This is a genomic window from Gemmatimonadales bacterium, from assembly GCA_036265815.1.
In the GTDB taxonomy this organism is placed as follows: Bacteria; Gemmatimonadota; Gemmatimonadetes; order Gemmatimonadales; family GWC2-71-9; genus CAVVWJ01.
In genome coordinates this window covers 15,556-35,798 of sequence record DATAOI010000035.1, presented here as the reverse complement: position 1 = coordinate 35,798, position 20,243 = coordinate 15,556, and the positions used below count along the sequence as shown (strand labels likewise).

Here is a 20,243-nt window from a genome sequence, read left to right as displayed (position 1 = left end):
GGAGCACCACCATCCCCCGCTCCGAGCCGTCGACCGCCACCATGACCCGCTCTGGCCGGCCGCCCTGCGGGGGAACGAACAGGCAGGGCAGCCGGCTGCGCCGCCCGACCGCGTCGGCGGTATCCCCCAGCAGCAGACGGGTCCTCTGGGAGCGCGGCTTCCGGCCGAGCACCAGCAGGTCGGCGTGTGCTTGCTCGGCGAAGCGAGCGATCTCGATGCCCGGCATCCCGTAGGCCACCGCATAGCTGATCGGCGGCAGCGGATCCAGCGGCGGCAGGTCCGACTCCACCCACTGCTGCAGGCGCTCCAGCGCGGGCCCCGAGCCCGTGCCCTCGAACGGCAGCACCCGCAGGGCCGTGACCCGCGCCCCGGTCCGGGCCGCCAGCTCGAGGGCCGTCCGGACCGCCTGCCGTCCGGCATCGGACTCGTCCGTCGCTGCCACGATATGTCGGATCAGCATGGATCTCCCCCCATCGTTGAGAAGGAGGCTAGCCGGGCGGCGGTGAAGAAACGATGAAACGGGCTCGAAACTCCCCAGGGGTTTCGGGGGTTGCGGCACTGGCCCTATTGTTCCCGCATGTCAGGATGCCGCCAATGCGACGCCTGGCTACCACCTGGGGACTTCCTCATCAACCGGCTACGGCCTACAACCGGGAAAGCTCCTACAGCGATACCACGACCAGGGGCAGTTCTGCGCCAGCCGCCAACTGAGCATCGGCCTGCTCTCGCCCGGCCGGCTTCGAGGCGGCGCCGCCCAGTAGTTCTTCCTGCTCAATCATGATCAGGCGACGCGCCAGAGTCTGGAGAGCCGCGTGTCCTACCACTCGGAGCGAGACTGGCTGACCTGCCTCTCGGACGAGGGTCGCAGATGATTCAACCCCCGCTTCGATCCAGGAACGCTGCGCCGCAAGAACCCGTCGATGTGCACCGCCCGCCACGGCGCCGCGATTCCGGAGCGCTAGAGCGACTAGATCTCATGGCAACACACCAGGCGTGCCCGACCGACCGACGATGATCTCCCCCAGCCGAGAGTAGGTCGCCCGCCGGAACTCCTCCAACATCTGCTCGACTTTCTCCCGCGATTCGCCGAGCTGCCGGAGCAGGCTCCCGCCGAGCTGCAGGCTCCCCTCCACGACTTCGGGCACCACGTCGGTGGCTCCCGCCAGTGCCAACTGTTCGCACTGGGCGATGTCGTGGGCGCGAAGCAGGATCGGAAGCTCCGGGAGCAGCCGGCGTAGCACCTGCAGGGTCCCGCGGGCCGAGTCAGGCTGGTCGAGCGTGATCACCGCGACCCGCGCGCGCTCCACGCCGATCGCCCGAAGTACATCCACGCGGCTGGCGTCACCAAAGAACACCGGGAGACCCCTGCGCCGCGCCTCGGCGACTCGCTCGTGGTCAAGATCGAGCGCGACGTAGGGCACGTAGCGCGACTCGAGCAGCAACGCCAACGTCTGTCCCACGCGGCCGAACCCGGCAATGAGCACGTGATCACGGAGCTCGCCCCCCACGACATCGTCCGTCCCGTGCCCGCCAGCGGGAAGCAGTCGTGTGAATGCCCTGCTCGCCACAATTAGGAGCGGAGTCACCGCCATACTGAGCCCCACGACGAGAACCGCGAGCTGCTCGGTTTCCGGAGTGAGTACCCCGCGCTCCCGAGCGAGCGCAAACAGCACGAAGCCGAACTCCCCTCCTTGCGCCAGCATCACACCGACGGAGGCTGCGCCGGACAAGGCCAAGCCGAAGCCTCGTGATATGAGGGTGAGTATGCCCGCTTTCATCAGGAGGAGCGTGACCAGGAGGCCAACCAACAGCGGACCGCGGTCGCCCAGCAGACTGAGATTGATCCTCATGCCGACGGTCATGAAGAACAACGCCAGCAGGAGCCCGCGAAACGGCCGAATGTCGCCCTCGACCTGGGGACGGTATTCGGTCTCGGCGATGAGGAGGCCGGCCAGAAATGCGCCGAGGGCCATGGAGAGCCCGGCGCGCTGCGTGAGCCAGCCGACGCCCAGCACCAGCAGGAGAGCGATTCCGGTAAATAGCTCCGGGTCGCCGCTGCGGGTGACTGTGCGGAGCAGCGGACGTAGTGCGAGCCGGCCTGCCACGACGATGATCAGAAATGCCACCACGGCCTTGAGAAAGGCCGAGGCAAGCGCTGACAGAATGCCCGATTCCGGCCGGCCGAGGAGCGGGACCAAGGTGAGCAGCGGAAGAACCGCCAGGTCCTGGAGCAGCAGCACCGCGACGGCGATCCGCCCGTGTGGGCTTCCGGTTTCTCGGCGCTGAGTCAGCATTTGAAGGACGACGGCGGTGGACGAGAGCGCGAACCCTCCACCGAGCACCAGTGCGCTACCGCTCGGCAGCCCGAACGCCCGGAGGGCCGTCCAGATTACCAGCCCGGTAACCACGAGCTGGACGGTCCCGAGCCCGAAGACATAATTCCAGAGGGCGGTTATGCGCTCGATCGACAGCTCGAGCCCCAGGGAGAAGAGGAGGAAAACGACGCCGAGCTCGCCCAGCACTTCAGTCCCACTGATGTCCCGAAGCAGGTCGAGCCCGTGCGGACCGATCAGTGCACCCGCCACCAGATACCCAAGGACCGCATTCGCGCGGAAGCGACGGAATACCGGCACGATCGCGACCGCCGCGATCAGGAGAATCAGGACGTCGAGCAGGTAGCGAGCCTCGGACATCAGGGTGTCATCCAGATCGGATGAAACGCAATACGAGGGGGGGAGATCATCCAGCCAAGCTGTTTCTTGTTGTCTCCACGTGGCCTCGGTGGATAAGTGGAAGGGCATGTGGCGCAGAGTCGTCGCGGCACAGCCGCCGGCGCCAGCACCACGTCACCGGCCTTCTCGACGCTCCGTCGGGGTGCGTGATGCTCGGGGAGAGTGATTCGGCGATGGAGAGTGATCCTACGCAGCGAGGGCGAACACGGTATACACTGCGAGAAGAACACCGGCCAGCACGACGAGAACGACGAGCCCGGCGTAGAGCTTGCCGAGTGCCGCATACTTCGCCCGAATCAGAAGCGCCAGCCGGTGTGCGATGACCACGACCTCGCCGTTGATCTGATCCATGTGAACCGTGTCCCAGGCGTGTCTGTACGCTTCGAGTTCGTAGCCGGCAGTCGCCTCCCAGTACATGAGCCCACCCTGGCCGCCGCGGGCCGACGGCCCCGTGGCGCTGGAGAGAAGCTGGGAATAGTGCAGCTGACGCGGCCTCAGGCAATCGATTGCGTGCAGCACGAAGACGCAACTCAGCGCCGCATACGCGATCAAAGAACCGACAAGCCACGGCTTGATGGACTGCGGCAGCGAAACAATGAGGTGCGCGGGCGACATCAGAAAGAAGATGCCGGCATTCAGCACCCCCATGACTACCAGGGCGTAGCGTGCCTTGTGGTCCGCCAGAGCAACCACCTGGCGGCCTTCGCTGACCATCTCCATCAAAATGCGGAATCGCTCGAAGCTGTCCGGCGGCCGCTCAGATTCCCGGCGGAGTTTCGTCTCTCGCTTTCGCGACTTGCGCTCCTGCCTATCGCTCTCTCCGGTAACCGCGGTGGGCTCAGGACGCAGAGCGCCACCAGACGCTGCGGTCATCTCGTCTACAGCTGGCGCTGCTCGCTCGACCGTGCCGGCATGTCCAGCTGCCATGGTGACCTCCGGATCGCGATGGGTCTACGTCACAATGATGTCGGCGAAGCTGTGAAGGGATGCTGAGCCATCATTGAAGGATCCTTCATGTCTCCAAACCGATTTGGCTACGGGGTGCCGCTGGCGGCGTTTCGGAAGGGAGCCTCACGCCGGATTCAGCGGGACTTCAACGCACGGGGAGTACTCTGAAGGCAGAAGGTCGCCCACGCGCAGCCCCACACCGGTGCGAGGTGTCCGATGACGGTGTCCTCCAGAAAGGCATGGGAGATTCGCGAGCAGGACTTCCCCCGGTGGCTGTCGATCACCGAGCAGCTCCGGTTTCTCTTGCAGTACGCGATTCTAGCCCCCTCAGCCCGGAATAGTCAGCCATGGCAGTTTGCCTTGGAAGATCGAACCGTCCACCTCCTCGCCGATCTCACCCGGATCCAGCCGGTCGCCGATCCGCATGCGAGGGAACTCTACATGAGTCTTGGCTGCGCACTGGAGAACCTCCTGGTTGCCGCAGAACACTTCGGCCTCGAGCACGAGGTGAATGTCTTCCCGCAGCACGACAACGAGGAGCCGGTCGCGAGCATCGCGTTTGCGCCCGGAGGAACCCGATCAGCTGTTAGGAAGACCATTCCGCTACGCACGATTCTCCGCCGGAGCAGTGACAGCCGTTCGTACCGCCCGACCCTGATCGACGACCACCAGTGGGGGCGCCTGAAACAGTGCTGCATTGAAAACGACCTTCGGTTGGATCTCATTGAGGATTGGCCGACTCGACAGTGCATTGAGGTGCTCATGACGGAGGCGGACCTCCAGACCTTCGCCAGTCGGGAATTCCGCCGAGAGCTGGCTTCCTCGGTGGGCGCCGGGGTATTTGGAACCTCGCGGTCGATCTCGCGACTCGGTCGCCAAGTCCTCTCACGCCTGGACCTTGGCCGGGCGATCGCGAGGCAGGACCGTGCCTTTCTAGACAGCGCCGCATCAGTTGGACTCATCAGCTCGCGCGAGGACAATCACGTCGCTCACCTACGCACAGGCCAACTCCTGGAGCGCCTCTGGCTCACGGCCACAGCGCTCGGTCTGAACATTCAGCCGATGAGTCGGACGATGCAGGTTCCCGAGATTCGCGCCCATGTAGCGAGGTTGTTTCCCAAGCGTGCATGGATACCGCAGCAGCTCTTCCGCGTCGGCGCGTCCCGATCTGGGGGATGGCGTCGCTCGCCGCGCCGGCCGCTCGAAGCGGTACTCGTGAGCTGAGGCCGGACGCGTTGTCAGGTCACAAGGCCAGGGGATGCCTGGACGGGGCTACCGGGATACGCGTCCCGGAAGATCGGTCGGCGAGTTGATCGGTTCGACTCGGATAAGATCGGACACCCCACGAACCCCGGTGACCCGAGCCACCGCCCCTTGTGCCGCGGCGCGCTGGCGCTCGGTGGCCAGCTGACCCTCCAAGGTGACCCACCCATCGGCAACCCGTACCTGCACAGAAGCGTCCGGCAGCATGACGTCCCATTCCAACCCTGACGCGACCGCCTGTGCGAGCTCGCTGTCCTTGGGGCACGCGGTGAACGGAAGGCGGACCTCCAGATTGCTTGCCACAGCCTTAACCTCTGGGACGCGCTTGACGGCGCGCTCCGCGACCACCTTCTGCGCGTAGGAGCTGACCACTCCGCTCAGCGTCACCAGGCCGTTATCAACGGTCACCCTGATGAGGGCGGGGTCTACCCGTGGCTCACACTCGAGTTCCACCACCACCCGCGCCGTCAGCTCAAGAGAATGAGACATTGCATACCTCGCTTCCGATACCGGCACCCCCTGCTTCAGTCGGCTCGCACCGCTTCGATGCCGATCGTGATCTCCACGTTGTTTCCAATCAATTCCGTGCCGCCAACGGTCTCATTCCAGTCGATGCCGAAGTCTCGCCGATCCACCTCGCCGGCCGCCTCAAACGCAATTCGCTCATGACCGTCACTGTCCTTCGCGATCCCCCGGTATTGCCCCGTAAGTATCACGGGTTTCGAATGGCCTTTGATGGTGAGGATTCCGCTCACTTCGACGGTACTGTCGGTCGCCGCGAACCCGGTCCCCTGGAACGTCATTCTCGGATAGCGGTCGACCGCGAAGAACCGGTCCGAGCGGAGGTCGGCATCGCGGTATGCATTGCCGGTGTTCAAGCTGGCGGTCTGAACCGCGACGTTTACCGTGCCGAGCTTCCAGTCTCCCTCTTTCGCCGCGAGTACGGCGTACCACTTGGTAAAGGTGCCGCGCACCCGCCCGACTAAATGTCGGACCCCGAAATCGACCTGCGAGTGCACCATGTCCACGACCCACTTCGACTCCTTCGCCGGAGCACCGATAGAGACGTCGACGACCGCTTGAGCTGCCGCGGCCGGAGCCACCATCAAAGTCATGGCGGCCAGGCTCCTGGCGACCATTCCTGCAAGGCGCATTGTCATAGTTACCCCCTGAATGTCACCGTGGAGCTCGCACCGCTGGATTGGCTGTCTGCCGGCCGAGGACAACAGGAAGAAGGTAGGCCGTCGTCTATGAAACCGACGTGAAGCCATCATGCAGAGACGCTTAGGGCCCGACGCGAAGAACGAAGAAAAGCCTGCACGAGCACGTTGATTCGCCCTGCGGCGTGCCCAGCGCGACGAGAACCAAGAACGGTCGCCGCGTTAGCGGCGACCGATTTCCCTCCTGGGGTCAAACCAGGACTCTCCTGATCCCCGTCGTGGAGATCACACCCTGCCGGTGGCGACTGCGCGGACAATGTCCGTCGTTGAAATGACTCCGACTACTTGGTCGCCCTCGGCAATGAAAAGACGATGCACGTCGGCGTACAGCATCTGGCGCGCGGCGGCTCGAATGTCTTCGCCTGGCCCGACGGTGAACGGGCGAGGTGTCATGAGCTCCCGCACCGCCGTATTCTCCCACAGCGACTGGCGAGCCGCCGGATCGTCTGTCTCGGCCTCCGCCGTCAGCAGGTCGGTGGTCGAGAGGACGCCGATCACTCTCCCGCTTCCATCCACCACCGGCATGCCCGAGATATGCGCGTCCGCCAGCGCCACGATCGCCTCGGCGACAGTGGCCTCACTCCGGACTGTCCTGACGTTGCGCTGCATGAGCTCGCCGACTGTCATGGTGTCCTCGCTGTAGGGTACGAGAACAAGATGCGGCGGGGCGGCTGAATCGGCGGTGAAGCACGTGTGAAGTCTCCTTTCGATACCCGTTGGCAGACCTCTCATCGGAGAACCGTGGCTCCTATGAACACCTCCTCCCCGAATTCCCACTCGTCCAGAATCTGCGCTCGTTGCGGCACGAATCGATAGAACTTGAGATCTCGGAAGCCGGAGTCCGGAAAGGGCAGCTCGAGGGCGTGGTGCATGACCTCCCGGTAGCGCGGAAAGCGCACCCCGTAGAGTCCGCGGGCTTCACGGCTCGCGTCGGGATCGGTGAGACCCGCGCGGCCGTGGAGTTGGAGCCCACTGTGCGGATCGCCCCACTCCTGGCTGCTATCGAAGACCGCGACTGCCATTTGCGCGGTGCGGGCGAGATTCTGGCAATGGAGAGAATCGGGGTGCGAGAGAAAGTAGAGGACGATGTCAGGGCTGAAGCAAAAGAAGGCCGTACTGATGTGCAGGGCGCCCGACTCGCTGCGCGTCGCCATGGCACACAGCGCGTTCGTGTCGAGAATGCGGACCACGGAGGCGTAGATCCGGTCGCTGTCGTAGCCACGCGCGTGAACCATCACGGCCACGGTGAATCGCCCTTGCGAAGGATGGTCGCTGCCGCGCTCGTCAAACCGACTCAGCAGCGGTGCTTGTGGCCGACGCGGCTGCCTCGCGTGCATCGTCACAGGCCCGGCGGAACGCACCCAGGAAGCCGCTCACGTGATCGGTCGCCGACGGCGGAGCCACCAAGAACGGGTCCATGACGGTCGAGCGCAGCACGACCAGGCCATCCTCGCCGCTCGCCGCCCACTCCTCCACCGATCCGATGGCCAGTTGCTCCAGGATCGGTCCCATGGCCCCGGCGTACGCGGGGCTGCGAAGCCGCGTCCGGCTGATGATGTACTCCGGCTGGCCGCCGCTTCGGGCGAGGCTCATGCGCGCGTACACCCGCTCGTTGAAGTTATTGACGTCGCGGAGCGGAGCGAAGCATGGCAGACCAGGTAGCACACGATGTTGATGTCCGGCACCGGCAGCAGGACTGCACAGTACGGCGAGAGATCCGCGCCTGCCAGGGCCGAGTGGAAATGCTTGGCGCCCGCCACCGTGCGCTCGATGAGGTAACCGTATCCTCGCTCGTCGAGCGGCAGCACCCTGTGACTGAGCCAGACCGCCGCCGCCACTGCACCGGGCTTCGAGCCCTCCAGGATGTATCGGCCGAGGAAGCGCTCGGCGGTTGGTGCTGCGCCCTCCACCGGGGAGAGGTACGGCGGGTCGGTTGCGACCAGATGACGGGTTCGACCATCCCGAACCAGAACAGCCCCGGCAGAGTAGGGAACGTACCCCATCTTGTGCGGATCCACCGAGACCGAATCCGCCTGGCCCAGTGCCACCATGGCCGTGACCCACTCGTCGGAAGGCCAATCGGTACCCATCGAGGCCCTGATCTCCTCGGCTGTACGTCTGGTTCCGTTGGCTCGGCGGGTCACCGCCGCGGCATAACCGCCGTAGCAGCGTCGGAATGAACATGGAAGGTCGCACCCAGCTCCCGCTCGGCACGGGTCCTCACCTGCAGCACCTGATCGAGCCGATCCACCGCGCTCTCCTCGGGTTGTCCCGCAGACGCTCACCAGCGCCAGAATCGGTTGGCGGCGCCGGGCCAGGGCGCTGACCTGCTCCCAGAGCGCGTCCGGATCCATACGGCACCACCGGTCGAGCGGAAGATGCACGAGCTGGTTGGACCCGATGCCCAGCGCCCGGACGATCTTCTCCCAGGAGTAGTGCGCCGTCGCCGCCACCAGCACCACCCCCGCCGGGAGCGGGTCCCCGTAGTCCAGTGCGAGCCGCCGGCTGTACTCCTGATAGCCGATCGCGGCCAGCGAGTGGTTCGCCACCGCGCGCTGCACCTCTGACCGAGATCCCGAGGCCCAGAGACGCTCCCACAGGTCGAGTGAGTCATGATTGGTGACGTTGAGCAGCTCCCAGAGCGGAAGCTCGACGTTCGGCGCCTCCCCACCATCGGGAAGGCGCACCGGTAGCTCGAGTCCGAGCTCGTTGGCGGCACCCGCGGCTGCCACCGCGAGGTAGCGAACGCTGCGGGCCAGCCAGAGCGCCTCGAAGTTGGCGATCGTACCGCCACTGGTCAGATGGCCCCAGCTGCCCGCCGGCTCGTAGCCGATCATACGGGCGAGCTGTCCGGCCACCTCCAGCTCGAGCCGCGTGGTCACCGGCGAGATCTCCACGGCGACGTTGTTCGGGATGTAGAGCATAGTGGCGAAGTAACCGACCTGCGCGGCGATGGTCTGCTCGCCGAGCATATGACCCTTGTAGCGGCCGCTGAAGAAGGGAACATCACGCTTGAGCTCCGCCAGCAGGCCCATGAGCTCCTGAGTCAGGGTGGCGACCTTCTCTTCGTACCCTTCCCGTCGTTTGTCCATCTCGCGGATGGCAAAGCCGTCCTCAGGGTGATAGTTGCGGCGCCAGAAGACATGGTCGCGGAGGGCTTCCACGACGAGACGTTCGAGTAGTTCGGCATTCTCGGCGCGGGGCCCGAGGAACCAGGCCCCCATGGCTTCGCCTGGGTTGATGGGCATGGCGTCCAATGTGATGGGCGCCAGTGAAACCCACCTGAACGCACCGTGAAGACCTCTTCAGGGAGCCCGGCGCCGGAGAACAAAAAGCCCGGGTGGGAACCCGGGCCACTGAGGTGAGAGAGTGCGGGGTTACTTGATCAGGATCTTGGTGGCAGCGGCCGGCGTCTCTTTGGGGAGATGCAGCACCAGCAAGCCATCCCGATACTCCGCCGTCACCTTTCTCTCGGCCACCGGCGTCGGCACGCGGATCGTCCGGACGAACTTTCCGATCGCGCGCTCCTTCACCAGATAGCCCTCACCCTCGACCTCTGGAGCGAACTCCCTCGTGCCGGTGATCGTCAGCAGCTCACCGGTGAGGTTAACGTCCAGGTTCTCCTTGTGGATCCCGGGGACCTCGAGCCGCACGACATACTCCGTCGGGGACTCGATCACGTCCATTACCGGCATCCACTCCGCGCCCGTGGTCTCGAACGGGAACGGCGGCAGCATCGGCTCCGCAAGGAACCGGGGGGCAAGCAGCCGATCGAATACGCGATCGAACTCCTCACCCAGCTTCCCCACCATGGGGTTCCGCAGTGCGACTCTCATAACACCTCCGGGTTCGAACTGCGGTCGCAAGGTAACACTTGGCCAATGAACCCCCCTTGAAAGCCTTGTGAAGGTTTGTGGCCCGATCCGAAACAAACCTTCATCCGACGCTCACCGGGAACTCATCGAGCGCGACGTAGCTTGGAGCCACTTCCTCAATCCGGAGGTGGGTATGTTCGACGTTCTCATCGCTTCCGGTGCGCATCTCGAGCTCAGGCCCCGGCTCGTGACCACCTCGGTTGTCACGCACGCGATCATCATCACGCTGGCCGTCGTGGCCACTCAGGCCGCGGTCGACGCCCCACCGGTCGTCCCGGAGTCCGCCATCCTTCTGTACGTGCCGAAAGCGCCGGAGCCCCCGCCGCCTGAGACCAAGCCCGGAGCGACTCCACCCAAGCTGGTCATCGCCGAGCCGCCTCCCAAGGGGTTCCAGACGGTCGCGACGCTCGAGGACATTCCCACCGTGATTCCCCCGGTGGATCTGACCCAGCGTCCCCTGGACCCGCGCGACTTTACCGGTCGAGGCGTCGAGGGTGGGCTCGCCAACGGGGTAGTGGGCGGCACGGGGAAGGTGGACGTACCGGAGGACTTCGACGCGATCTATGAGGCTACGACGAGCGACGCACGGTTTGATCAGGCCGTTCTGGTCTCCCAGCCTACGCCTCGATATCCCCAAGTCCTTGAGACGGCGCGTCTCGAGGGTCGGGTCGCATTCGAGTTCGTGATCGACACGGTCGGGAGAGTCCAGCCGTCCTCCATCCGGATCCTGGAGAGCACCCACGAAGCTTTCTCGGCCGCCGCGCGAACGGCCGTGACCGCCGCGATCTTCGAGCCCGCACGCTTGAGTGGGCACCCGGTTCGTCAGCTCACTCGCCAGGCGATCCGGTTCGTGACGGCTCACTGAGCATGGGTCAGTGCCTTGGGCGGCCGCCGCGGCGTGCGCTGCGGCGGCACGCTTGGCTTGGCGGAATAGCCGACCCGGAAGTGGTGCTGCGGCATTCACCCACGCGCGCCAGCAACTCGGCCAGGTCCAGCCGGGCCCCGGTGACGTGGCGGATCCCAGCGTAAAGCCGAGGTGAAGCTGCCTGCAGAATCTTGAGGAGAGCGCGAGCTATTCCGGAATCGCGGCGCCGTGGCAGGCGGTGCACATCGACGGGTTCTTGCGGCGAAGTGTGCTCGCGTCGAACCCAGGCCCGTGGGGATTGAAGCGGCGGCCATTCGCGGCAGAGTGGCACGCGAGGCAGTCACGTTCGGAGTGGCAGGTGACGCAGCTCTCCAGGCTCTGGCGCGCGGCCTGTCCATGGTTCAAGAGAAACGCCTGCTTGGCATCGTGATACCTGGTGCCGCGCAGCCGCCCGGGCGAGACGAGGCCGGCCTTGAGGTGGCAGTTGGCGCAGAACTGGCCCTGCTCGTGGCACTCGCTGCAGGAGCTCTCCCGGCTGAACGCGGCGGCGGGGTGGCTGGAGAGGAATCCGCTGGGATGGTATCCCGGCGGCGCCTCGCCAGCGTCGGGCCGGTGGCAGGACAGGCATTCGGTGCGCGCGTGGCAGCCGCTGCAGCTCTGAGGACGGGCCTCGGCCGGTTGCGCATGGAGTCGGGAGAAGTCGAGACCGTGGGACACGGGGCGCTGGCGGAGCACGGCCACGCCGCGGCCCCGGCCCGGGCCCGATCTGGGAATCGCCAGGGCGCTGGCAGGGGAACCGATGTGGCACGTGGTGCAGCTCTCCTGCGTGTGGCACACGGCGCAGCGCGCTGCGTCCTTCCCGGCTCGGCCGCCGTGTCGCCGAAGGAAGCTCGGATCGGCATGACTCGCCGGGGCCTCGGGCCTTGCCCCCACCACCAGCGACCTTTGGTCCGGAGCCAGCGCCTGGATGGCCGGGACCTCCGGTGCATTCACGTGGCACTCGGCGCAGAAGTCTCGCGCGTGGCAGGTGGCGCATGAGGCCGCCACCGGCGCTCCGCCAGTCCGGGCGAGCTTCCCATGCCCCATGGATGCGAAGTCTGCCCCGCGATGATTGTCCGGCGTCGGGAAGTCCCTGACCCGCTCACGGGTGAGCCGCACCGCTTGGACCAGCGACACGTGGCAGGTGGCGCACGCCGTATCCGGCGCGCTCAGGTGGGCGGTCCTGATTCCATGGCACTCGAGGCAGCTCTGGACGACCGCCGGCCGGACCTGCATCGGATCGGTGCCGCGCAGATTGTGGCAGGCGGCGCACCGGAGCGTGGAGTCGGCACCCCACGCGCGGGCGACCTTCTCGGCGTGCCGCTGGTGCGTGAACCGCAGATTGCTCGGCCGCGACTCCGCCGGCGGGCTCCAGTCCACCCGCTTCTCGATGGCGTCGTCGTGGCACGTCGCGCAGTCGGGGGGCTGGGGCCACAGCGAGCGACCGGCAGCCTCCGCGCCGGCGTGGCAGCCGGTGCAGCTCGGAAATAGCTTCCGGTGCTGCCAGTGATCGAACGGGTCCCGGAGCATGTACGCGGCGGCACCGCCGGCTAGGGTGACCGCGCAGAGCACCAGAATACCGAACGACCCGAGCCTCACCGCGATCCCGCCCGGGAACGCCCCCGCAGCGCGGGCGGCACATGGACGGCATCGGCGTCGCTCCGGAGCAGCAGGGTCACACGCGCGTTGAGGCGGGTCTGGTCCCAATCGAACGCGGCCGCGTCAGGGCGGGCTCGGTCCTCGGTGTACCGCGCGAGCCCCATCCCGATCCGCAGCCGGCCCGTGGGGCGCCACTCGGCATCGAAGCCGAACGCGTCGGCGGACGCGTCATCGAACCGGAACTCGAGCGGCCGATCGAGCGTGGACGCGTAGCCGGTCAGCGACAGAGCCGCACCAGAAATGAAGGTGACGCTCCCCTCGAACCCGTGCGACGCCGCGCCCGGTCCGCTCTCCTCGCGGTACCCCGCATCCACCGTCCACGCGGGACTCGGGCTGTAGGTGACGCCCGTTCCGAAGCGCCACCCGTCGTGACCCACGTCCACCAGCGGGGTCTCGGTTTCCGTCTTTGAGTACTCGTAGCCTTCCCAGCGGGCGCGGAGCTCGAGCCCCCGAGCCGGCCGGACCCAGGTCGCCGCATTCACTGCGTGGTAGGGCACCGGGCTAAACGCGCCCCAGATGGTCCACAGATCGAAGTACGGACGGTACTGGCGCGCGCCGCCCGCCACCGTGACCCACGGGGTCGTGTACCGCACCACCGCCTCCGCGTTCCCGAACCAGGTGTTGGCCAGGTCGTAGTCCGCGCCCGCGGTGATGCTCCACCGCTGCCCCGGACGGAGGTCGAGCGCGAGCGCGGCTCGCTCGGAAACGAAATTCCGGTCCTCGCGATCGATCTCGCGCTGATAGTCGGCCCGCACGTCGGCGAGACGCCCGCTGTGCATCAGCGCGATGCCGGTCAGGAGCTGACGGCGGCGCGGCTGGAAATCGTCCAGCGGGTTGAGCACCGGGCTGGTGACAGGAAGGGCCGTGGCGCGGGCGAGGCCGAGGCCCACGTAGACGTCCGCCTCGAGCCCGCGCCGGTCCGATCGGACGGCCAGGTGCCCCCCGTCGAAGCCGACGACGCCGAGTCGGTTGGTCAGCAGCTGGCGGCCACCTCGCACTGTGAACGACGGGTGAGCGTACTCGGCGTAGGCCTCGATGAGCTGCACGGCCGGCTCCGTGCCGGGCCACACCTCGCTGTCACCCAGATCCACGCCGAAGCGTCCGTTCATCCGGACGCTCAGGCCCCGTACTCCGAGCCCCCAGAGCACCAGGTCGGCCGACGAGATCATGGGCGCCCCGCGCACCTCGCGCCCCGGGCGGAAGAAGTAGCAGGAGGCCCCGCCTTCAGGACACCGGACGGCGAATCCATCCGGCGTCTCCAGCCCTCCCGTCGGGCCGGTGACCACCGCTGCCCTGGGAATGCTGTCCTCGGCGACTCCGCGATAGCTCACCCGCTGCGCTCTCGAGTCGAGGCGCAAGCGATAGCCCTGCGCCTCCGCCGCAGACCCAGCCAGCGAAAGACCCACAATTCCGAGCAGAAGAATGTCCGCCCGCGGCGTGCTCACGGCCGACCGCCAGCGCTGGTCAGCCGGGGCCGAAACGTCTCCGGTGAGGCCTGCAGATGGCAGACGGTGCACTCCTTCTCGGCGTGATGATCGGTTTCGCTCCCGTGGCAGGCGAGGCAGAAAGACCGCGTCGGCTCGAGGCGTTTGACCGTGCGTTCGGTATGGCACCGATCGCATGATTGGTGGGCGTCGACAGGCGGTTGGTGAGCCTTGGTGGTCTCCGCGCTCCGGTGACAGGCAGCGCAGTCCCGCCCCGCAACGTGGTGATCCTCATGACAGCCAGTGCAGGCCGTGACAGTGGAATCGGGCTCGAGGGTCACCCGGGTCGTGTGGCACTGGACGCACGCCAAGTCGCGGTGCCTCCGATGGTCGAACGCGACCGGACGCGATCTTGTCGGCTGCCGGGGCACGGACACCGATACCGTGACCAGCGCCGGCCGGGACAGCTCGGTCGACTCGTGGCAGCTGCCGCACTCTGCCGAGGTCGGCCGCTGGTGATGGCAGATCTGGCATCCGCGGGGCGGCTCGAACGTGAGGCGACTCGTCGGTGAGGTCGTCGTGTGGCAGGTGATGCAAGTGAGTCGGCGGTGGCGTTTATGGGAGAAAGTGTCAGCGGGTACGGTGCGTCGCTCCGTGGGTTGCCCGGGTGGATCATCCGGGGGCGGCCCGGCTCCCTGACCCCTCGCGCGGCCCGGCTCGAATAGCCGGAGGCTCTGCTGCAGGGCCTTGGTCGTATCAAACGGGAGTGGTGGCCGCAGCTTTCCCCCGCTCTTCCGCACGGACTCGTGACAGCCAGTGCAGTCGCTCGCGTCTACCCGCGCGGCATGGGGGATGTGGCAGGTCTGGCAACGCGACGCCACCTTGCGGTGGGTCGCACCCGAGTGAAATGCGACAGTCCGCCAGTCAGCGTGACACGCCGCGTCGGCGCAGGACTTGAGTGCGTTGGCGGGCTTGACGTCCGTGTGGGGGTCGTGACACATCCCGCAGCTCCCGCGATGCGGGTCCTTGGCGAGATCGAAGGTCGCCAGCAGTTGCCGCATCTCGTGGCAGCCGAAACACTGACGCGAGCCGGGCGTGAGGAGACCAGACGCGGAGTCGCGGCTGACGAACTGTGCCTCGGCCGTGAACTGGTGGCAGGTATTGCAGTAGAGCTGCTCCTCGTTGGGGAGCGGCTGCACGTTCGCGGGCGTGAAGCGGGCCGCCATCCGTCCGAGCTTGATCCTGACCTCATCCGTCAGATGGCACCCCTTCTGCGCGCAGGTCGTGTCGGCCGGCTGGAACCGATGGGCGGTTCGCGCGTGGCAGGTCAGACACGCGACATCTTTAAGTGCCGCGGAGTCGGACTCCAGGTGGGTCCGGTGCCCGGCTGTCGACGCGATCCGGGCCCAAGTCTTTCTTGCCTCGCCCTGTACATGACAGCCCTCGCAGACATGACGCGGGACCTTGGCGTGGGGTGGGATCCGGTCCGGCCGTTCGATGATCCAGTAGAACAGCTCCTTCGATTGGGCCTTCAGCTCGAAGGGGTGACAGCTATGACAGCTGAGCGAGTCGTGCTTCCCCTCCAGCTTGTTGACCAGGAGATAGGTCCCAGTGTCCGGACGGACGAACACCTGTCCACTGGGGACGAAGATGTGGCAGCCGCTGCAGAAATCGTTGTCGTGCATCATGTAGTCATAGGCCTTGACGCCCGAGCCCACCGTGAGGAGCAGAACGGCGCCGAGTGCCGCGAGCAAGCTGAGCTTGGCGCCGCGATCCCGGGTGATGAGCCAGGTGCTCACGGCCCGGCGCCGGCGCCACAACAGGACGACGACCGCGAGCGCCAGCAGCACGCCGACCACGATTCCGGTGGCCATGAGCCACGCGGGCTTCTGAAAAATCCACTGGACGATGGGGACAAGAGGGTCCGGCAGCGGCGAGCGAACCACCACCGAATCGAGGAGGTGATGCGTCAGCGTGTCCTGCGTCTGAAGCGGCACGGCCACCGCCTCTCCCGGAACAACCGCAGAAGGAGCGATGGCCAGTACGCTTGCGCCGAGCAGCCGGATCATGCCCATGGAGCTGGCGGGCGTCTATCGGCGGACGGCGTTATCGTCGCTACTCACCTCGTGCGAAGCGAAAGGTTGTCGCGAGGGTTTCGGGCCCTGACCCGTTCCATGATCGCCCGCACCTGCGGCGACACGTCCAGGCCGTACCTGGCCTGCAGCGCGTCGATGCTCGCGGTCAACAGCGACTGCGCCAGGAAGGGATTGTGCACCCCGAATGAGCGGTCGCCATTGGCGTAGCGGTTCTCGCCGACCAGGCGCACGTTGAAGAGCACGCCCTCGGCGTCGGTGATCACCTTGTCCTTGTAGTTGAACTCGCTCACCGGCACCTGCGTGAGCAGGCCGGTGTCGCCGGGATCGAATGATTTGGGCAGGCCGGAGCCCTCGGGATCGGCGGAGGTGGTCGTGTCGTACAGCACCTGGTTGCCATTGGCGTCTACCCAGAGCTGGTCAGCGAGCGTTCTGATGACGTTGCGGTTGGCCTCGAAGGCGTTCTCCGCCGCCGTCTCGCTCGAGTGGCAGCCCGAGGCACTGCAACCGTTGAACTTGCGCGAACCCGACGCGTAGCCCGCATCCCCCGGGCGCGAACACGTGTTGTCGCCCAGCGGCTTGCCTTGGGCATCCAGGCAGGGATCGGGGATGAAGAGGTGCCCGGTCGATTGAAACGTGACATTGCCGCTCGCGTCCGTCACCGTGAACGGTGCCACATGGCACCCCGCGCACAGCCGGGTGTTGACGCTCACGTTTCCGTGGGTGGCGACGACCGCCGTGGTATCGAAGCCTGCCGGCCAGTACCCTGCCGTGCCGAGAAGGACGCCGCCTTGCGGGGCGTGCGGCCCGCGCGGGCTCGTGGCCTGCGGCTCGCTCCGGCGGTTATGGCACTTCATGCAGAGGTTGTTGTCAGGATTGGGATCGTCGATCGCCCACCGGAGCTGCCCCTCGTGCTTCTTCTCGTGCGGGTCATGACAGACCGCACACGTGATGGGCAAGGCGTTCTCCGTGGTAATCGCATCCCCGGCTTCGGTGTAGTTCGTGGCCACGTTCCACCCCTGGAGAACCTTCCGTGCCTCGTGGCATTGACCGCAGCTGAGGCTGTTGTCGGCCGCCAACTCCTCGATCACTTCGCTCACCGTGCCGGCGTGTCCCGACTGGCTCCACTGCTCGACGAACGGCGAGAAGTCACCCGTGTGGCAGGAGCCACAGGTCGAGGATTCGACCCAGGCGGTTGGATCCGTCGGCACGTTGATGCTCGCGAGCGGCCGGTTCGCGAGCGACGGGCTCGAGGCATGGTCGAAGCCCGATCCGTGGCAGCTTTCGCACTGCACGTCCTGATAAGCGGTATCGGCTACGGCGCTGTACCCTGCTGGAGCAGCAGTAGCGTTCCCCCGCTCGCTCACCGTATGACAACTGTTGCACGCCGCGGTCTGGTGCCCCGACGCGACGAGGTCACCCCAGGCCTGGGAGTGCTTCGTTGTGGTCCAATCGGCCTGCTTCTCGACGTGGCAGTTGCCGCAGGAGGTCTGCTTATCGCTAACGGTGAAGTAACCGAGGAATTTGTTGGTGTTGTCGGGTGGGGGGTTGAATGGCTCCCGGAAAACGAGCTTTTCGCTGGTGCAGCCGGAGAGCGCGAGTACGACCAGTGCCGTGAGACCGAAAGATTGGCCACAGAGGAATCGGGCAATGGGCATAGTCCCGCCTTAGCTCTGCTGTTTTTTTACCGGGGGGATTCCCTAGTACATTTAGGCTATCCGTAGAATTACGCAATAGATTCGCTGGGCCGACCGTCGTTTTATGAAGAAACCTTAACCGACTTTGCTATACGGAATTGTCGTCTTGACGAACCCGCCCTGCCACAGAAGTGTGGGTTGCCTCCAAATCGATCTGATAGGTACTCCGCGCGCAGCGAGTTCCCGTCCCCCGCCTCCCTCCATCGGCTCGCTCGGGGGCCATGAGACGGTGAACGACGGAGTCGATCCCGGAATCTGCTAGGTGAGGATCATGACCAGCACAAGGCCGACTCCTTGTCCTGCCTGCGCCGCTCCTGCCACCGGCGCGTTCTGCTCAAATTGTGGCGCGCCCAGTACCGGCGCGCGGTGCACTGCCTGCGGCGCACCGCTGTCTGCTACGGCGCGGTTCTGCGCCGGGTGCGGGCACGCGGTGGGCTCGCGGACGCCGGCCCGGTCGGGGGAGCGTACGCCCTGGCTGATCGCGGGCGCTTCGCTGGCGGGTCTGCTGGCAGTCGTCCTCTGGACGCTCAACACGAAGCCGTCGAGGGTAACCACCAGCGAGTCGGCTGGCCCACCGGCCGAGGCTCCGCCGGACATCAGCAACATGAGCCCCAAGGAACGGTTCAATCGACTCTACAACCGCGTCATGCAGGCCGCCCAGTCGGGCGACGAGGCGACCGTCACGCGCTTCATGCCCATGGCGCTCATGGCCTATGCACAGCTCGACACGGTGGACGCCGACGCGCGGTACCACGCCGCCCTCCTTGAGGTGCACACGAACAATGTCGACGCGGCGCGCGCCCAAGGCGACACCATCCTGACCAAGACGCCGGGGCACCTGTTCGGATACATCATCCTGGGAACCGTCGCGCGTTTTCGCAAAGACGCTAAGGCGCTCGATCAGGCGTACAGCGGGTTCATGAAGCACTACGATGCCGAGGTGAAGGTCGGCCGGCCTGAGTACGAGGAGCACCGAAGATCCCTTGAGGATTTCCGCGGCGCGGCGCTCAAAGCATCAAGCCGTGGGGCACCCGGCTCGTGAGGTGTTCGCGCAACGGAACCCGGGGAATGATTTGAACGAACCCTGGTTGCTCAGGCCGTCGCGACCCCGATCGGTGGCCGTGAGTGGCTCACCATCACCCCGCAAAGCCCACCATGTTGCGCCACGTTCACCACCTGCTTCTGAGAAGCGCGGGCCAGGATGGCGATCCCGTCGTCGCTCGCGGCGAAGCCCATGACGACGTAAAAGGGCTCGGTGTGCACTGCATCCTCGGGCCCGAGCACCGGAAACTCCCCTACCGGAAGCGTCACCAGTTGCTGGACCACCCAGCGCTCGCGATGATCCAGCGCGGCCTCGAGAGCGGCAACCCACGAAGCCTGCGTACCGGCGCAGCCGATTACGACACCCTCGCCCCCGTAACTACGGTTCGGCTTGAGCACCAGCTGCTCGTAGCCCGCACGAACGTACTCAAGCAAGCCGCGCTGCCGGCCATCGGGGAGCATCGTCCGTCGATCGGACACGATCCGAGTCCACGGGATGTGCCGCTGAAAGATCAGCCGCTCCTCAGGGGTAAAGTAGCGCTGGCACAGGCGCATGTCGCTGAGAATCTCCCAGCAGCTCTTCTGGTCCAGCTCGGCGGCGATAGAAGAGATCACGCGGTTCTCCCGCAGAAGGACGCGCATCGGCTCGATGTCGATGCCCTCATCCTGCAGGTCCAGCAGGTCGCCGACGCTGTAGTCCCGGTATGCCACGTCAACCAGATCCTCACCGTACCAGACCCGGCCACCCCGGAGCGTGAGCTCTGAAGGGTCGGCATGCATCACCGTGAGACCGTGGCGCTCGCGCAGGTATCTGGCCACCTCGCCTTGCTCGTCCGGACCCTGTCCCGAGTACTTGGGCTCGATCAAGCAGAGCCGCTGTCCGACGCCGACAGCTGCGGTGTGCTCCAGAATCACCTGAGTGAGGAGATCCCGCATATCTTGGCCCCTCAGCAGTTGGAGTTCGGGATCGTACCCCTGGAGGGCCGGTACGATGATGCCCGCAATCAGCCGTTCGCTGGTTGGGACCATATGAAGGCCACCAATCCCGCTCAGATTGGGCTCGACAAAGCGGAGCGAGTCCTTCCACATTGGGGTGGTGAAATTGACCACCGCGTCCAGTCTGCCGAAGATCGGGTTGTGCTCCTCCTGACTGGTGCCCCAGCATTCCCGAAGCCAGCGCTCTTCGTCCTCTGGAAGGCGAAGGATCTCTGCTACCTCCAGATCGTGGAGGTAGAGCTCCGGCAGGCGCTTGAGTGCGTTCTGCACGACGAGCGTAACGTGGTGGAGGTAGGCCAGTTGATCCGGCAGGACGGTTATGGGACAGGGAAGGATGCGGACCGGCTCGAGCTCCCCGTCGTGCAGATACACCAAATGCTCATCGAGAGCA

At 66.0% G+C, this 20,243-nt stretch carries 19 protein-coding genes; 3 read left to right on the top strand and 16 right to left on the bottom strand.

Going from position 1 to position 20,243, the window contains the following annotated elements; all coding sequences use genetic code 11:
- From VHR41_07370 to VHR41_07360, 3 genes are all read right to left on the bottom strand, one after another.
- Window positions 1-460, bottom strand: a 460-nt coding sequence (locus tag VHR41_07370; protein ID HEX3234001.1) for a universal stress protein, incomplete at its 3' end; no start/stop codon positions are given.
- Window positions 461-974: 514 nt separating this feature from the next.
- Window positions 975-2,693, bottom strand: coding sequence for a monovalent cation:proton antiporter-2 (CPA2) family protein (locus tag VHR41_07365; protein ID HEX3234000.1), 1,719 nt, complete (start codon window positions 2,691-2,693; stop codon window positions 975-977).
- 225 nt (window positions 2,694-2,918) lie between these two features.
- Complete coding sequence (locus tag VHR41_07360) at window positions 2,919-3,659, bottom strand: hypothetical protein (protein ID HEX3233999.1); 741 nt, start codon at window positions 3,657-3,659, stop codon at window positions 2,919-2,921.
- A gap of 237 nt (window positions 3,660-3,896) precedes the next feature.
- Here VHR41_07360 and VHR41_07355 point away from each other — a divergent pair, with 237 nt between their 5' ends.
- Window positions 3,897-4,904 (top strand): hypothetical protein, encoded by a 1,008-nt coding sequence (locus VHR41_07355; protein ID HEX3233998.1) that lies wholly within the window; start codon window positions 3,897-3,899, stop codon window positions 4,902-4,904.
- Between the two features lie 48 nt (window positions 4,905-4,952).
- On the opposite strand, the gene VHR41_07350 is transcribed toward VHR41_07355, so the two are convergent.
- The 7 genes from VHR41_07350 to VHR41_07320 form a co-directional block, all read right to left on the bottom strand.
- Complete coding sequence (locus tag VHR41_07350) at window positions 4,953-5,432, bottom strand: BON domain-containing protein (GenBank protein ID HEX3233997.1); 480 nt, start codon at window positions 5,430-5,432, stop codon at window positions 4,953-4,955.
- A 35-nt stretch (window positions 5,433-5,467) separates the two neighbouring features.
- Entirely contained in the window at window positions 5,468-6,103 is a 636-nt protein-coding gene (locus tag VHR41_07345; protein HEX3233996.1) for a YceI family protein, read from the bottom strand.
- A 285-nt stretch (window positions 6,104-6,388) separates the two neighbouring features.
- On the bottom strand, window positions 6,389-6,790 hold the full coding sequence (locus VHR41_07340; protein ID HEX3233995.1) for a CBS domain-containing protein: 402 nt from the start codon (window positions 6,788-6,790) through the stop codon (window positions 6,389-6,391).
- Between the two features lie 101 nt (window positions 6,791-6,891).
- Window positions 6,892-7,398 (bottom strand): pyridoxamine 5'-phosphate oxidase family protein, encoded by a 507-nt coding sequence (locus VHR41_07335; protein HEX3233994.1) that lies wholly within the window; start codon window positions 7,396-7,398, stop codon window positions 6,892-6,894.
- A 49-nt stretch (window positions 7,399-7,447) separates the two neighbouring features.
- Entirely contained in the window at window positions 7,448-7,756 is a 309-nt protein-coding gene (locus VHR41_07330; GenBank protein ID HEX3233993.1) for a hypothetical protein, read from the bottom strand.
- Window positions 7,753-9,411 (bottom strand): hypothetical protein, encoded by a 1,659-nt coding sequence (locus tag VHR41_07325; GenBank protein ID HEX3233992.1) that lies wholly within the window; start codon window positions 9,409-9,411, stop codon window positions 7,753-7,755. Before VHR41_07325 ends, VHR41_07330 begins: the two co-directional genes overlap by 4 nt.
- A 129-nt stretch (window positions 9,412-9,540) precedes the next feature.
- Complete coding sequence (locus VHR41_07320) at window positions 9,541-9,999, bottom strand: Hsp20/alpha crystallin family protein (protein ID HEX3233991.1); 459 nt, start codon at window positions 9,997-9,999, stop codon at window positions 9,541-9,543.
- A 172-nt stretch (window positions 10,000-10,171) separates the two neighbouring features.
- Here VHR41_07320 and VHR41_07315 point away from each other — a divergent pair, with 172 nt between their 5' ends.
- Window positions 10,172-10,903, top strand: a complete 732-nt coding sequence (locus VHR41_07315; protein ID HEX3233990.1) for a TonB family protein — start codon at window positions 10,172-10,174, stop codon at window positions 10,901-10,903.
- A 207-nt stretch (window positions 10,904-11,110) separates the two neighbouring features.
- Here the strand turns inward: VHR41_07315 and VHR41_07310 are convergent, their stop codons facing one another.
- From VHR41_07310 to VHR41_07290, 5 genes are all read right to left on the bottom strand, one after another.
- Entirely contained in the window at window positions 11,111-12,541 is a 1,431-nt protein-coding gene (locus VHR41_07310) for a hypothetical protein (GenBank protein ID HEX3233989.1), read from the bottom strand.
- Window positions 12,538-14,046 carry a hypothetical protein gene (locus VHR41_07305; GenBank protein ID HEX3233988.1) on the bottom strand — a complete coding sequence of 503 codons (1,509 nt, stop codon included), beginning with the start codon at window positions 14,044-14,046 and terminating at the stop codon, window positions 12,538-12,540. The genes VHR41_07310 and VHR41_07305 overlap by 4 nt, the downstream gene beginning before the upstream one ends.
- Window positions 14,043-16,028, bottom strand: a complete 1,986-nt coding sequence (locus VHR41_07300; protein HEX3233987.1) for a hypothetical protein — start codon at window positions 16,026-16,028, stop codon at window positions 14,043-14,045. Before VHR41_07300 ends, VHR41_07305 begins: the two co-directional genes overlap by 4 nt.
- A gap of 116 nt (window positions 16,029-16,144) precedes the next feature.
- A complete protein-coding gene (locus VHR41_07295; GenBank protein ID HEX3233986.1) occupies window positions 16,145-17,776 on the bottom strand; it encodes a cytochrome c3 family protein in 1,632 nt (543 codons plus the stop codon).
- Between the two features lie 297 nt (window positions 17,777-18,073).
- A complete protein-coding gene (locus VHR41_07290; protein ID HEX3233985.1) occupies window positions 18,074-18,442 on the bottom strand; it encodes a hypothetical protein in 369 nt (122 codons plus the stop codon).
- Here VHR41_07290 and VHR41_07285 point away from each other — a divergent pair.
- Window positions 18,420-18,857 carry a hypothetical protein gene (locus VHR41_07285; protein HEX3233984.1) on the top strand — a complete coding sequence of 146 codons (438 nt, stop codon included), beginning with the start codon at window positions 18,420-18,422 and terminating at the stop codon, window positions 18,855-18,857. The genes VHR41_07290 and VHR41_07285 overlap by 23 nt on opposite strands.
- A 50-nt stretch (window positions 18,858-18,907) precedes the next feature.
- Here VHR41_07285 and VHR41_07280 read toward each other — a convergent pair whose 3' ends face one another.
- Entirely contained in the window at window positions 18,908-20,224 is a 1,317-nt protein-coding gene (locus VHR41_07280; GenBank protein ID HEX3233983.1) for a hypothetical protein, read from the bottom strand.
- Window positions 20,225-20,243: the final 19 nt, after the last annotated feature.